Origin of the sequence: Tepidimonas thermarum (assembly GCF_007556705.1) — a bacterium.
Lineage (GTDB): Bacteria > Pseudomonadota > Gammaproteobacteria > Burkholderiales > Burkholderiaceae_C > Tepidimonas > Tepidimonas thermarum.
Map to the genome: position 1 here is coordinate 32084 of NZ_VJOL01000006.1, position 12521 is coordinate 44604.

Genomic DNA, 12521 nt, shown 5'->3' on the forward strand with positions numbered 1-12521 from the left:
ATGGTTTGCGACAATCCGTGCATGGTAGTCGAGAACCACGTGCCATTGCAGCGCCTCAACACCTTCGGCATCGCGGCGCGCGCGCACCGGCTGGCGCGCATCCGCAGCGAGGACGACGTGCTCGCCCTGGTGCGCCATCCCGACTGGCGGCCACAGGAGACGTTCATCCTCGGCGGCGGCAGCAACATCGTGCTCACGGGCGACCTGCGCCAACTCGTGCTCAAGGTGGAGATCCCGGGGCGGCGCCTGCTGCGCGAGGACGCGCGCGGCTGGCTGGTGGAGGCCGGGGCGGGCGAGAACTGGCACGCCTTCGTCGATTGGACGCTGGCGCAGGGCTGGCCGGGGCTGGAAAACCTCGCGCTCATCCCCGGCACGGTTGGGGCGGCGCCGGTGCAAAACATCGGTGCTTACGGCGTGGAGCTGCAGGACCGCTTCCATTCGCTGGACGCCATCGATTTGGAGACGGGCGAGCGGCTGACCCTGCAACACGCGCACTGCGCCTTTGGCTACCGCGACTCGGTGTTCAAACACGCGCGCGCCGGCGCGCGCGGCATGGGTCTCAAGGGCCGGGCGTTGATCACCCGGGTGCGCTTTTGGTTGCCGCGCCACTGGCGGGCGGAACTGGGCTACCAGGATTTGGCGCGCAAGGTGGCGGAAACCGGGATCACGCAACCCACGCCGCGCCAGGTGTTCGACTGGGTGTGCGCCATCCGGCGCGCCAAGCTCCCCGATCCGGCCGTCATCGGCAATGCGGGGAGCTTTTTCAAAAACCCCACGGTCACACCGGAGCAGTGCGCCGACATCATCGGCCGCGACCCCAAGGTGGTGCACTACCCCATGCCCGACGGCAGCGTCAAGCTGGCGGCGGGCTGGCTCATCGAGGCGTGTGGCTGGAAAGGCAAGACCGTGGGCCACGCCGGCGTGTACGACAAGCAGGCCCTGGTGCTGGTCAACCGGGGTGATGCCGAACACCCCTGCACCGGCGGCGAGGTCATGACGCTGGCGCGCCTGATCCAAACCAGCGTCTACGAGCGCTTCGGCATCCGGCTGGAGCCGGAGCCGGTGGTGGTCTGAACGCGCCCGCCGCGGGATGGCGGGCGGGCGCAGGGCAGCGCAGCAGCGCCGGGCGGCTCAGGCCGCCAGCGGCTCGGGCAGGACGGCGGCGTTGGCCGGGGTCTGCTCGGCACTGAGCGTGGCGCGTGCGCCGCGCCCATCGGGCGTTGCCTGCAGCGCATCGACCATGGCCTGGGCACGGGTATGGCCTGCGCGCACCAGGCGGGCAAAGTCGTCAAGCGCGCGCTGGCGGGCTTTTTCCATGCGCTGTGAGGGCTGGCCCATGGACGGGGCGCCGTCGCGCTGCGCGCTGGCCAGGGCCGTGCGCGCCAGCCAGCCCTGGGTGTGGCCACACGTGGGGCAGACCAGGCCCTCGCGCTGCGCCACCAACACACCCAGGTAACCGCCGGCAAAGCTGTGCCGACCATCCTTGGCGTTGGGGCAGGTCAGCGGGTGCACGGGCGATGGAACCACCCCCGCCTGCATACGGTTGATTTGGTCGATGACGGCGGGGTCAAAAGGGGCTTGTAGCCACACGGTGGTACTCCTGGTGAACGGCCAACCGGCGTTGCTGCGGTTGCCCGCATTGTTGGAGCCCGCCCCGTCGATGCCAAGCGGTTCTTGCAATGAGAGAGGCTTGTTACGGCCGGTTACAGTCGCGGGGGAGAAAACGCGGTGTTGCAAGGCGCCTATCATGAGTGGGTCGTCACCGGAGTTTTCGATGTCCTTCGTATCCTCATCGTTGGTCGGCGCAGCCGGGTGCGCGCGCCAGCGGGGGCGCGTGCGGCGCGCGCTGGCAGGTCTGTTGGTCGTGCTTGCCGCGCTGGCGGCGCTGTGGCTGGCCGGCCCCCGCTATGCCTACGGCCCGGACGCACCCGCTGCGCGCGCGCAGCCGCCAGCCGCGTTGACAGCGCTGGACGGTTGGCTGGCGGCGCAGGAGGCCGCGCACCCCGATCTGCGGCCAGGGGCGGCCAAGGGCATCGTCTGGCACGGGGCGGCGGGCACGCGCACCCCTTGGGCGGTGGTGTACCTGCACGGCTTTACCGCCACCCGGGCCGAGACCTATCCCCTGGCCGAGCGGGTCGCACAGGCCCTTGGGGCCAACCTGTTTCACACCCGGTTGACGGGCCATGGGCTGCCCGCGCAGGCGCTGGCGTCCGTCACCCCGCAGGACTGGTTGGCCGATGCCGTCGAGGCGGTGCGCATCGGCCACGCGATCGGCGAGCGCGTGCTCGTCATCGGCACCTCCACCGGTGGCACACTGGGGGCGTGGCTGGCGTTGCGGCCGGACGCGGCCGGTGTGCCGGTGGCGCGGCAGGTGTGGATCTCCCCCAACTTTGGGCCGGCGGACAAGCGCACCGAGCTGCTCCATGGCCCCTGGGGCGCGCAGCTGGCGCAGGCCATCACGGGCGGGACCGTGGGGGCGCCCAGCGAAGATCCGCGCATCAACGCCGCCTGGACGCGCGTGTACCCGGTGCAGGCCCTGTTGCCGATGATGGCGTTGGTGCAGCGCGTGCGCACGGGCGATTGGGCGGCGGTGCGCACGCCCGTGCTGGTGCTCTACAGCCCGCGCGACCGCACCGTCGATCCGGCCCAGACCGAGGCCGTGTTCGCGCGGCTGGGCAGCCCGCTCAAGCGGCTGGAGCGGGTCGAGGACAGCGCCGACCCCGAGCAGCACGTGCTCGCTGGCGATGTGCGCTCGCCCGGCACGACCGAGCGCCTGGCGGCGCGCATCGTGCGCTGGGCGCGCGAAGGGGCGTAAGCGGTGGGTGCCCGCGGGCGCCGCAGGCCCGGCGGGCGGCGCGTCAGCCGCCGAGCTTGAGCAAATCCCCGTCTTTGCCGATGGCCAGCAGCCCGGCCTGGGTGTAGATGGAGAGCTTGTCGCGCGTGTCGGTGATGTCCAGGTTGCGCATGGTCAGCTGCCCGATGCGGTCGCGCGGGGTGAACACCGAGGCGCCCTTTTCCATGGTCAGCCGCTCGGGGTGGTAGGTCAGGTTGGGGCTTTCGGTGTTGAGGATCGAGTAGTCGTTGCCGCGGCGCAGCTCCAGCGTCACGTCGCCGGTGATGGCGCGCGCCACCCAGCGTTGCGCCGCCTCGCGCAGCATGATGGCCTGCGGATCGAACCAGCGGCCCTGGTAGAGCAGCCGGCCGAGCTTGCGGCCGTTTTCACGGTACTGCTCGATCGTGTCTTCGTTGTGGATGCCGGTGACCAGCCGCTCGTAGGCGATGAACAGCAGCGCCATGCCGGGCGCCTCGTAAATGCCGCGGCTCTTGGCCTCGATGATGCGGTTTTCGATCTGGTCGCTCATGCCCAGGCCGTGGCGGCCGCCGATGCGGTTGGCTTCCAGGAACAGCTCGACCAGGTCGGGGTACTCGCGCCCATTGAGCGCGACCGGGCGGCCTTCCTCGAAGCGCACGGTCACCTCCTCGGCGGGGATGTCCACCTCCGGCTTCCAGAACGCCACGCCCATGATGGGGTTGACAATGCGGATGCCGGCGTTGAGGTGCTCGAGGTCCTTGGCCTCGTGCGTGGCGCCCAGCATGTTGCTGTCGGTGCTGTAGGCCTTTTCCACCGACATCTTGTAGTCGAAGCCGTTGCGGATCAGAAACTCCGACATTTCCTTGCGGCCGCCCAGCTCGTCGATGAAGGCCTGGTCCAGCCACGGCTTGTAGATTTGCAGCGCGGGGTTGGTGATCAGGCCGTAGCGGTAGAAGCGCTCGATGTCGTTGCCCTTGTAGGTCGAGCCGTCGCCCCAGATGTGGACGTCGTCCTCCTTCATCGCCGCCACCAGCATGGTGCCCGTGACCGCGCGGCCGATGGGGGTGGTGTTGAAGTAGGTCAGCCCCGCGGTGCTGATGTGAAATGCCCCGCACTGCAGCGCGGCCAGCCCCTCGGAGGCGAGTTGCGGGCGGCAGTCCACCAGGCGCGCCTTTTCGGCCCCGTAGGCCAGCGCGCGCTGGGGGATGGCGTCGTAGTCGGATTCGTCCGGCTGGCCCAGGTTGGCGGTGTAAGCGTAGGGGATGGCGCCCTTTTGGCGCATCCACAGCAGCGCGGCGCTGGTGTCGAGGCCGCCGGAAAACGCGATGCCGACCTTTTGGCCGACGGGCAGGCTTTGCAGGATGGTGGACATGGCCTTGGATCGTTGCGGGTGGGGGAGGGCGTCAGCCGAAGTGGCAGATGTAGTGGTAGGGCTCGCCATCGACGCGGATCTGGAAGCTCGCGTTGCCGGGCACGGCAAACCGCTCACCGGGGCCGTAGCGGCGCCAGACCTGCTCGCCAGGCAGCAGCACCTCGCAATGGCCGGCGACGCCTTCCATGATCTCCGGCGCGCCGGTGTTGAAGGTGAGCGTGGCCGGCAGGATGACCCCGACCGACTTGCGCGTGCCGTCGGGCAGCGTCAGGCTGTGGCTCACACACTTGCCGTCGAAATAGACGTTGGCGCGCGTGCTCACGGCCGCGCCGCTGAAGGTGTCGGTGATCGCATTCATGGTGCGCCGATTGTAGGCGCTGCGTTTCCGACGCCGGCCGCGACCGGCATCGGGTGGGCGTGGGGCGGTGGCGCGCGCGCCGGTGCGTCACAGGCGGCGCTGCCAGTCCTCGGGGTCGAAGCCCACGGTCACCGCGTCGCCCCATTCCACCACCGGCCGCCGGATGACGCTGGGCTTGGCCAGCATCAGCGCCCGCGCGCTGGCCGCATCGGTCACGCCGGCGCGGGTGGCGTCGTCGAGCTGGCGCCATGTGGTGCCGCGCCGGTTGAGCAGCGCCTCCCAGCCCAGCGCGGCCAGCCACGCGTCCAGCCGATCGGTGGGCAGGCCCTGTTTTTTGAAGTCGTGAAAGGTGTGCGGCACATCCTGCGCCTGCAGCCAGGCGCGGGCTTTCTTGACGGTTTCGCAGTTGGGGATGCCATAGACGCGGATCATGATCGCCATCGTAGCGCAACGGGGCGGCGGCGGGCCGTGCGCGGCGCGCGCGTGCAATGGGCGTGGTCGGCGCGGTTGGCCGGCCCCGGGTGGCCTTGGCACAATGCGGGCTTTCCCCGACATGGCTGACCCGATGACCGCTGCCACCCTGGATCCCGCGCTGCCCCCCGATGCGACCGCGCCGCTGGCGCACTGGCTGGCCCATCTGGAGCGCCTGCACGGGCAGCGCATCACCCTGGGGCTGGAGCGGGTGCGCGCCGTCGCCGAGCGGCTGGGCGAGGCGCTGCGGCCCGCCTGTCCCGTCATCACCGTGGCCGGCACCAACGGCAAGGGCTCCACCTGCGCGATGCTGGAGGCCATCTACCGCGCCGCGGGCTACCGCACCGCGCTCTACACCTCGCCGCATTTGGTGCATTTCGAAGAACGAGCGCGGCGCGATGGGGTGCCGTTGGCGGCGGCCGATCTGGTGCCGGCGTTTGCGGCGGTGGAGGCGGCGCGCACCGCGGGGGAGGCGGTGGCGCTGAGCTACTTCGAGTTCACCACACTGGCGTGCGTGCATGCGTTGCTGGCGCAGCGGCCCGATGTGCTGATCCTGGAAGTGGGCATGGGCGGGCGCCTGGATGCGGTCAACCTGTGGGATGCGGACTGCGCCGTCATCACCAGCATCGACCTGGATCACATGGAGTACCTGGGCCCGGACCGCGAGGCGATTGGCTACGAAAAGGCCGGCGTGGCCCGCACCGGGCGACCGCTGATCGTCAGCGACCCGCTGCCGCCGCGCAGCGTGCTCGAGCGCGCGCGCGAGATCGACGCGGACCTGTGGCTGGCCGGGCGCGATTTTCGGCACAGCGGCGACCGGCAGCAGTGGGCCTGGCAGGGCCGCGCGCGCCGCTACGGCGGGTTGGCGTACCCGGCGCTGCGGGGCGTCAACCAGCTGGTCAACGCGTCGGGCGTGCTGGCGGTGCTGGAGGCGCTGCACGCGCGCTTGCCGGTCGCGGCGCAGGCGGTGCGCCAGGGGCTGGCCCTGGTGGAGTGGCCGGGGCGCTTTCAGATCGTCCCGGGCGAGCCGGTGCTGGTGCTGGACGTGGCGCACAACCCCCATGCCGTGGCGGCGCTGGCCGAAAACCTCGACGCCATGGGGTTTTACCCGCAGACCCAGGCGGTCTTTGGCGCCATGGCCGACAAGGACGTGCGGCCCATGCTCGAGCGACTGGATCCCCTGATCGACGCTTGGCACTTTTGCGACCTGCCCACCGCGCGCGCCGCGCGCGCCACCGATTTGCAGGCGCTGTGGCAGGGCGGCACGCGGCGTGCCGACGTGGCCGCGCGGACGTACCCCGACCCGGTTGCGGCGTTGCAGGCGGCCCTGGGGGCGGCGGACCCCGCTGGTAGAATCGTGGTTTTCGGATCCTTCTACACGGTGGGCGGCGTGCTGCAACACGGGTTGCCGCGCCGGGGCGCCAAGCACCTGCAGGCCTGACGCATGTTCCAACTCCGCTCCGGTTCCGGCGCAACGCCCGCTTCGACCCCAGGGGGGCGGCAGCAGCCCCCGTCGATCGAGATGCTGCGCCGCCGTGCCCGCCAGCGGCTCATCGGCGCGGCGGTGCTCGTGGGCATCGCCATCATCGCGCTGCCGATGCTGTTCGAGTCGCAGCCGCGCCCGATACCCGTCGATATCGTCATCGAGATCCCGGCGCGCCACGCCGTCGAGCCGTTGAGCGTGCCCGGCCGCGCGGCAGGTGAGGGCCGCACGGGCGAGCGCCAGGGGGGCGCGCCGGCGCCAGCCCAGAGCGCCCAGGCGGCGCCGCCAGAGCCGGGCCATGATCGCAAGGCGCCGGACGCCACCACGCCTGCTACCCCGGCACCCGTGGCGCCCCCAGCACCCCCATCCGCGCCACCCCAGGCGCCGGCGGCGCCTGCCCCCGCCAGCCCAACACCGGCCGCCCCGCCGTCGGCCGCCGCCAGCACGCCCGCGCCGGCCGCAGCGCGGGCGGATGCCGACACCGCCGCCGCGGCCAAGACACGCGTGGTCGTGCAGGTGGGGGCGTTTGCCGATGCGGCGCGCGCGCAGGAGGTGCGGCGCCGCCTCGAGCGCGCGGGCCTCAAGACCTACACCCATGTGGCCGAAACGCCCGAAGGCAAGCGCATCCGGGTGCGGGTCGGTCCGTTCGACACCCGTGCCGAAGCCGAGAAGGTGGCGGAAAAGGTCAAGGCGTTGGGTTTGCCCGCGGCGGTGCTGACGCTGTGAGCCATGGCCACCGTCGACATCGTCTTGCTCGTGGTGCTGGGCGCATCGGTCGTCATCGGTTTGTGGCGCGGCCTGCTGTACGAGGTGTTGTCCGTGCTGGGCTGGATCGTGGCGTTTGTGGTGGCGCAGCGCTGGGCGCTGCAGGCGGCCGACAGTTTGCCGCTGGCGCACGCGGCGGCGCCGCTGCGCTATGCCGCGGGGTTTGCCGTGCTGTTCGTGCTCACCGCCTTCGTGGCGGGCTGGGTGGCGTGGCTGGCGCAACGGGGGGCGCAGCTCGTGGGGTTGCGGCCGGTGGATCGCGCCCTGGGCGGGTTGTTTGGTTTGGTGCGCGGCGTCGTGCTGCTGCTGGCGGCGGCGCTGCTGATACGGCTCACGCCGTGGGCGGACAGCGCGGCGTGGCGCGAGGCCGTGGGGCCGCGCTGGCTGGGCCAGGGGCTGCAGGTCGTCAAAGGCCTGGCGCCGCCCGCCGTGGCGGCCTATTTTCCGTGATTCGAGGGGCAAGGCTATGTGTGGCATCGTCGGCGTGGTCAGCGCCCAGCCGGTCAATCAGCTGATTTATGACGCGCTGCTGCTGTTGCAGCACCGCGGGCAGGATGCGGCTGGCATCCTGACCCAGCTGGGGCACAAATTTTTCATGCACAAGGCCAAGGGCATGGTGCGCGACGTCTTTCGCACGCGCAACATGCGTGCCCTGCCGGGCACGAGCGGCCTGGGGCAGGTGCGCTATCCCACGGCGGGCAACGCGGCCAGCGAGGAGGAGGCGCAGCCGTTTTACGTCAACGCGCCGTTTGGCGTGGTGATGGCGCACAACGGCAACCTCACCAACGCGCAGGCGCTGCGGCGCGAGCTGGTGCAGACCGACCACCGCCACATCAACACCGAGAGCGACTCCGAGGTGCTGCTCAACGTCCTGGCGCACGAGCTCGGACGCGCCTCGCAGGGTGGCGCGCTGCAGCTCGAGGGCATTTTTGGCGCTGTGGCCGCGGTGCACCGGCGCGTGCGTGGCAGCTACGCGGTGGTGGCGCTGATTGCCGGCCACGGCATGTTGGTGTTTCGCGATCCGTTTGGCATCCGGCCGCTGTGCATCGGCCGCGGCGCCGATGGCACCGTGATGGCGGCCAGCGAGTCGGTGGCCCTCGAAGGCACGGGCCACCGCTTCGAGCGCGACGTGGCGCCGGGTGAGGCGATTTTCGTCACGCTCGATGGGCACATCCACGCCCGCCAGTGTGCCGAGGCGCCGCGCCACCACCCGTGCATGTTCGAATTCGTCTACCTGGCGCGGCCCGATTCGGTCATCGACGGCATTTCGGTTTACCAGGCACGGCTCAACATGGGGCAGACGCTGGCCACGCGCGTCGTCTCCACCGTACCGCCCAACGAGATCGACGCCGTCATCCCCATCCCCGAGTCCAGCCGTCCCGCGGCGATGGAAGTCGCGCGCCTGATCGGCCGCCCGTATCGCGAGGGGTTCGTCAAAAACCGCTATGTCGGTCGCACGTTCATCATGCCCGGGCAGGCGGTGCGCAAGAAGTCCGTGCGCCAAAAGCTCAACGTCATCGCCAGCGAATTCGCCGGGCGCAACGTGCTGCTGGTGGACGATTCGATCGTGCGCGGCACCACCAGCCGTGAAATCGTGCAGATGGCGCGCGAAGCGGGTGCGCGCAAGGTGTACCTGGCCAGCGCCGCGCCGCCGGTGCGCTACCCCAACGTGTACGGCATCGACATGCCGACGCAGGAGGAGCTGGTGGCGCATGGCCGCACGGTCGAGCAGGTGCGCGCGCTCATCGGCTGCGATGCGCTCATCTACCAGGACGTGGAGGCGATGAAGCGCGCGGTGGCGGCGCTCAACCCCGGCTTGCAGGGGTTCGAGGCGTCGTGCTTCGACGGGGTGTACATCACGGGCGATGTCACGCCCGAGTCGGTAGTGGCCATGAACGCGCCGCGCCAGGCCAGCGCCGCGGAGGATGACGACGGCGCCACCACGCGGCTGACCCTGCCCAACGCCCAGGAGAGCTGAGGATGAGCGACCCGCGGGGCGCGGCGCCCTGGCATCCCGAAACGGCCGCGGTGCGCGTGGCCACGCCGCGCACACCCTACGGCGAGAACGCCGAGGCGCTGTTTTTGACCAGCGGCTTCGTGCAGCCCAGTGCACAGGCCGCGGCGGCGCGTTTTGCCGGCGACGAGGATGGCTACACCTACGCGCGCTACGGCAACCCCACCACGGCGAGTTTCGAGCAGCGGCTGGCGGCGCTCGAAGGCACCGAGGCGGCGATCGCCACCGCCTCGGGCATGTCCGCGATCCTGATGCTGTGCCTGGGGCTGCTGCAGGCGGGTGACCACGTGGTGTGCTCGCAGTCGATGTTTGGCGCCACCATCAAGCTCATCGGCAGCGATTTGGCCAAGTTTGGCGTGGCGTCCACGTTCGTGCCACAGGCCGATGTCGATGCTTGGCGCGCGGCGGTGCGGCCGCAGACGCGGCTGCTGCTGGCCGAAACCCCCACCAACCCGCTGACCGAGGTGTGCGACATCGCCGCCCTGGCCGACATTGCCCATGCCGCTGGTGCCCTGCTGGCGGTGGACAACTGCTTTGCCACGCCGGCGCTGCAGCGGCCGGTCGAATGGGGCGCCGATATCGTCGTCCATTCGGGGACCAAATTTTTGGACGGGCAGGGGCGCGTGATGGCGGGGGCGTTGTGCGCCCGCCGCGCGCTGGTGGAGGAGAAGTTTTTGCCGGTGCTGCGCAGCGCCGGCATGACGCTGGCGCCCTTCAACGCCTGGGTGGTGCTCAAGGGGCTGGAGACGCTGCATCTGCGCCTGCAGGCCCAAAGCGCCACGGCGCTGCGGCTGGCGCACTGGCTGCTGGCGCACCCGGCGGTGGCGCGCGTGCATTACCCCGGTTTGCCTCACCATCCGCAGCACGCCCTGGCCATGCGCCAGCAACGCGGCTGCGGTGGTGCCATCGTCGCCTTCGAGGTGCGCGCCGACGACGTCCAGACCGGGCGCGAACGCGCCTTCGCGGTGCTGGACGCGCTGCGCGTGCTGTCGCTGTCCACCAACCTGGGCGACACCAAAACCCTGTGCTCGCACCCCGCGAGCACCTCGCACGGCCGCCTGACCGAGGCGCAGCGGCAAGCCGCCGGCATCACGCAGGGGCTGATCCGCATCTCCGTTGGCCTGGAGCATTTCGACGACATCACCGCCGACCTGGCGCGCGGCCTGGACGCCATCCGCTGACGCCCGCGCCGTTTTTCCCCTATCGCCATGACCGCACGCGTTCGCACCCGCTTTGCCCCGTCGCCGACGGGCTTCATCCACCTGGGCAATATCCGCTCGGCGCTGTACCCATGGGCGTTTGCGCGCGCCCACGGTGGCGATTTCATCCTGCGCATCGAAGACACCGACCAGGAGCGCTCCACCGAGGAGGCGGTGCGCGTGATCCTGGAGGCGATGGACTGGCTCGGCCTGACCCCCGATGAAGGCCCGTACTACCAAATGCAGCGCATGGACCGCTACCGCGAGGTGATCGCGCAGATGCTGCAGGCGGGGCTGGCCTATCACTGCTACATGACGCCGGAAGAGCTCGACGCCCTGCGCGAGCGGCAAATGGCCGCCAAGCTCAAGCCGCGCTACGACGGCACCTGGCGCCCCGAGCCGGGCAAGGTGCTGCCAACGCCGCCCAGCGGCGTGCTGCCGGTGATCCGCTTCAAAAACCCGCTGTCAGGCAGCGTCGTCTGGGATGACAAGGTCAAGGGCCGCATCGAGATCCGCAACGACGAGTTGGACGACCTCGTCATCGCGCGCCAGGCGCCGGTCGGCGAGATCGGCGTGCCGACCTACAACTTCTGCGTCGTGGTCGACGACATCGACATGCGCATCACGCACGTCATCCGCGGCGACGACCATGTCAACAACACGCCGCGGCAGATCAACATCATCCGTGCCCTCGGGTACGAGCCGCCGGTCTACGCCCACCTGCCCACCGTGCTCAACGAGCAGGGCGAAAAGATGAGCAAGCGCCACGGTGCCAAGCCTGTGACCTGGTACCGTGACGCTGGCTTTTTGCCCGAGGCGATGATCAACTACCTGGCGCGGCTGGGCTGGAGCCACGGCGACGACGAAATCTTCACGCGCGCGCAGTTCCTGCAGTGGTTCGACCTCGAGCACCTGGGGCGCAGCGCCGCGCAGTTCGACGAGGCCAAGCTGCGCTGGGTCAACGCCCAGCACCTCAAGATGACGCCGGACGAGCGGCTGGCGCCACTGGTGGCCGAACAACTGGCGCGGCGCGGCCTGCACGCCGACGAGCGGCTGCCCGCGATCTGCGGCCTGTTCAAAGACCGCTGCGACACCACGGTGGCGCTCGCCGACTGGGCGCAGCCCTACTACCAGGCACCCACGCCGCGCGACGAGGACCTGGCGCAACACGTCACCGACGCGGTACGCCCAGCGCTGGCGGAGCTGCGCCAGCGCCTGGCCGACGCGGCGTGGACACCCGCGGGGATCGCCGCGGCCATCAAGGCCACGCTGGCGGCGCATGGGCTGAAAATGCCGCAGTTGGCCATGCCGGTGCGCGTGCTGGTCATGGGCACGCCGCAGACGCCTTCGGTGGATGCGGTGCTGGCGCTGCACCGCCGCGAGGATGTGCTGGCGCGCTTGTCGCCCGCCTGACGATTGACGGGGTGCCGGCGGCGGTTGGGGCGGATTTTTCCACCCCGTGACGGAAACGGCCCCGATTTGTGTCTATAATGCAGGTCTCGACAGCGCACAACGCGATCGGCAACGATATCCAAGCAACCGCTGTCGAGGCCCGTGGGGGTATAGCTCAGCTGGGAGAGCGCTTGCATGGCATGCAAGAGGTCAGCGGTTCGATCCCGCTTACCTCCACCACGAATCAGACCCTATCGTCTAGAGGCCTAGGACATCACCCTTTCACGGTGAGTACCGGGGTTCGAATCCCCGTAGGGTCGCCACATTGGAGCGGTAGTTCAGTTGGTTAGAATACCGGCCTGTCACGCCGGGGGTCGCGGGTTCGAGCCCCGTCCGCTCCGCCAACCGATAGCTCAGCGACGACCCTATCGTCTAGAGGCCTAGGACATCACCCTTTCACGGTGAGTACCGGGGTTCGAATCCCCGTAGGGTCGCCACATTGGAGCGGTAGTTCAGTTGGTTAGAATACCGGCCTGTCACGCCGGGGGTCGCGGGTTCGAGCCCCGTCCGCTCCGCCAACGCATCGCACACGCCACCCATTGCGGGTGGCGTTTGTGTTTGGGGCGCCGTGTTTGAGGTCGGTCGGCGTTCGGTC

At 70.1% G+C, this 12521-nt stretch carries 12 protein-coding genes and 5 tRNA genes; 13 read left to right on the forward strand and 4 right to left on the reverse strand.

Annotation, left to right across the window (positions count from 1 at the left end):
• Positions 1-21: 21 nt before the first annotated feature.
• The gene (murB, locus tag Tther_RS02885; RefSeq protein WP_143900699.1) at positions 22-1074 is read left to right on the forward strand and encodes a UDP-N-acetylmuramate dehydrogenase; all 1053 of its coding nucleotides are present in this window, start codon (positions 22-24) and stop codon (positions 1072-1074) included.
• A gap of 57 nt (positions 1075-1131) precedes the next feature.
• Here the strand turns inward: murB and Tther_RS02890 are convergent, their stop codons facing one another.
• Positions 1132-1590 carry a hypothetical protein gene (locus Tther_RS02890; RefSeq protein ID WP_143900701.1) on the reverse strand — a complete coding sequence of 153 codons (459 nt, stop codon included), beginning with the start codon at positions 1588-1590 and terminating at the stop codon, positions 1132-1134.
• 184 nt (positions 1591-1774) lie between these two features.
• Here Tther_RS02890 and Tther_RS02895 point away from each other — a divergent pair, with 184 nt between their 5' ends.
• The gene (locus Tther_RS02895; protein WP_185974985.1) at positions 1775-2815 is read left to right on the forward strand and encodes an alpha/beta hydrolase; all 1041 of its coding nucleotides are present in this window, start codon (positions 1775-1777) and stop codon (positions 2813-2815) included.
• Positions 2816-2858: 43 nt separating this feature from the next.
• On the opposite strand, the gene argG is transcribed toward Tther_RS02895, so the two are convergent.
• The 3 genes from argG to Tther_RS02910 all read right to left on the reverse strand — a co-directional run bounded on the left by argG (position 2859) and on the right by Tther_RS02910 (position 4974).
• Positions 2859-4184, reverse strand: a complete 1326-nt coding sequence (gene argG / locus Tther_RS02900; RefSeq protein ID WP_143900706.1) for an argininosuccinate synthase — start codon at positions 4182-4184, stop codon at positions 2859-2861.
• Positions 4185-4215: 31 nt separating this feature from the next.
• Positions 4216-4542: a pyrimidine/purine nucleoside phosphorylase gene (ppnP, locus tag Tther_RS02905; protein ID WP_143900708.1), complete on the reverse strand. Its 327-nt coding sequence runs from the start codon at positions 4540-4542 to the stop codon at positions 4216-4218.
• 87 nt (positions 4543-4629) lie between these two features.
• Positions 4630-4974, reverse strand: a complete 345-nt coding sequence (locus tag Tther_RS02910; protein ID WP_143900710.1) for an ArsC family reductase — start codon at positions 4972-4974, stop codon at positions 4630-4632.
• A 133-nt stretch (positions 4975-5107) separates the two neighbouring features.
• Between Tther_RS02910 and folC the strand changes: the two genes are divergently transcribed.
• From folC to Tther_RS02965, 11 genes are all read left to right on the forward strand, one after another.
• Entirely contained in the window at positions 5108-6454 is a 1347-nt protein-coding gene (gene folC / locus Tther_RS02915; protein ID WP_143900712.1) for a bifunctional tetrahydrofolate synthase/dihydrofolate synthase, read from the forward strand.
• A 3-nt stretch (positions 6455-6457) separates the two neighbouring features.
• Positions 6458-7222, forward strand: a complete 765-nt coding sequence (locus tag Tther_RS13620) for an SPOR domain-containing protein (RefSeq protein WP_143900714.1) — start codon at positions 6458-6460, stop codon at positions 7220-7222.
• Positions 7223-7225: 3 nt separating this feature from the next.
• Complete coding sequence (locus Tther_RS02925; RefSeq protein ID WP_143900716.1) at positions 7226-7711, forward strand: CvpA family protein; 486 nt, start codon at positions 7226-7228, stop codon at positions 7709-7711.
• 16 nt (positions 7712-7727) lie between these two features.
• On the forward strand, positions 7728-9239 hold the full coding sequence (gene purF / locus Tther_RS02930) for an amidophosphoribosyltransferase (RefSeq protein ID WP_143900718.1): 1512 nt from the start codon (positions 7728-7730) through the stop codon (positions 9237-9239).
• A 2-nt stretch (positions 9240-9241) separates the two neighbouring features.
• A complete protein-coding gene (locus tag Tther_RS02935; RefSeq protein WP_143900720.1) occupies positions 9242-10456 on the forward strand; it encodes an O-succinylhomoserine sulfhydrylase in 1215 nt (404 codons plus the stop codon).
• Between the two features lie 27 nt (positions 10457-10483).
• Positions 10484-11887 carry a glutamate--tRNA ligase gene (gene gltX, locus Tther_RS02940; RefSeq protein ID WP_143900723.1) on the forward strand — a complete coding sequence of 468 codons (1404 nt, stop codon included), beginning with the start codon at positions 10484-10486 and terminating at the stop codon, positions 11885-11887.
• A 143-nt stretch (positions 11888-12030) separates the two neighbouring features.
• A tRNA-Ala gene (locus tag Tther_RS02945) sits at positions 12031-12106 on the forward strand.
• Positions 12107-12113: 7 nt separating this feature from the next.
• Positions 12114-12189 (forward strand) — tRNA-Glu (locus tag Tther_RS02950).
• 4 nt (positions 12190-12193) lie between these two features.
• A tRNA-Asp gene (locus Tther_RS02955) sits at positions 12194-12270 on the forward strand.
• Between the two features lie 17 nt (positions 12271-12287).
• Positions 12288-12363: transfer RNA gene (locus tag Tther_RS02960), tRNA-Glu, on the forward strand.
• A 4-nt stretch (positions 12364-12367) separates the two neighbouring features.
• Positions 12368-12444, forward strand: a tRNA-Asp gene (locus Tther_RS02965).
• The last annotated feature ends 77 nt before the right edge of the window (positions 12445-12521 follow it).

Coding starts and splice junctions, on each gene's coding strand:
- purF (WP_143900718.1), top strand. CDS start 7,728: ATGTGTGGCATCGTCGGCGTGGTCAGCGCCCAGCCGGTCAATCAGCTG.
- murB (WP_143900699.1), top strand. CDS start 22: ATGGTAGTCGAGAACCACGTGCCATTGCAGCGCCTCAACACCTTCGGC.
- Tther_RS02910 (WP_143900710.1), bottom strand. CDS start 4,974: ATGATCCGCGTCTATGGCATCCCCAACTGCGAAACCGTCAAGAAAGCC.
- Tther_RS02895 (WP_185974985.1), top strand. CDS start 1,775: ATGTCCTTCGTATCCTCATCGTTGGTCGGCGCAGCCGGGTGCGCGCGC.
- argG (WP_143900706.1), bottom strand. CDS start 4,184: ATGTCCACCATCCTGCAAAGCCTGCCCGTCGGCCAAAAGGTCGGCATC.
- folC (WP_143900712.1), top strand. CDS start 5,108: ATGACCGCTGCCACCCTGGATCCCGCGCTGCCCCCCGATGCGACCGCG.
- Tther_RS13620 (WP_143900714.1), top strand. CDS start 6,458: ATGTTCCAACTCCGCTCCGGTTCCGGCGCAACGCCCGCTTCGACCCCA.
- Tther_RS02925 (WP_143900716.1), top strand. CDS start 7,226: ATGGCCACCGTCGACATCGTCTTGCTCGTGGTGCTGGGCGCATCGGTC.
- ppnP (WP_143900708.1), bottom strand. CDS start 4,542: ATGAATGCGATCACCGACACCTTCAGCGGCGCGGCCGTGAGCACGCGC.
- Tther_RS02935 (WP_143900720.1), top strand. CDS start 9,242: ATGAGCGACCCGCGGGGCGCGGCGCCCTGGCATCCCGAAACGGCCGCG.
- gltX (WP_143900723.1), top strand. CDS start 10,484: ATGACCGCACGCGTTCGCACCCGCTTTGCCCCGTCGCCGACGGGCTTC.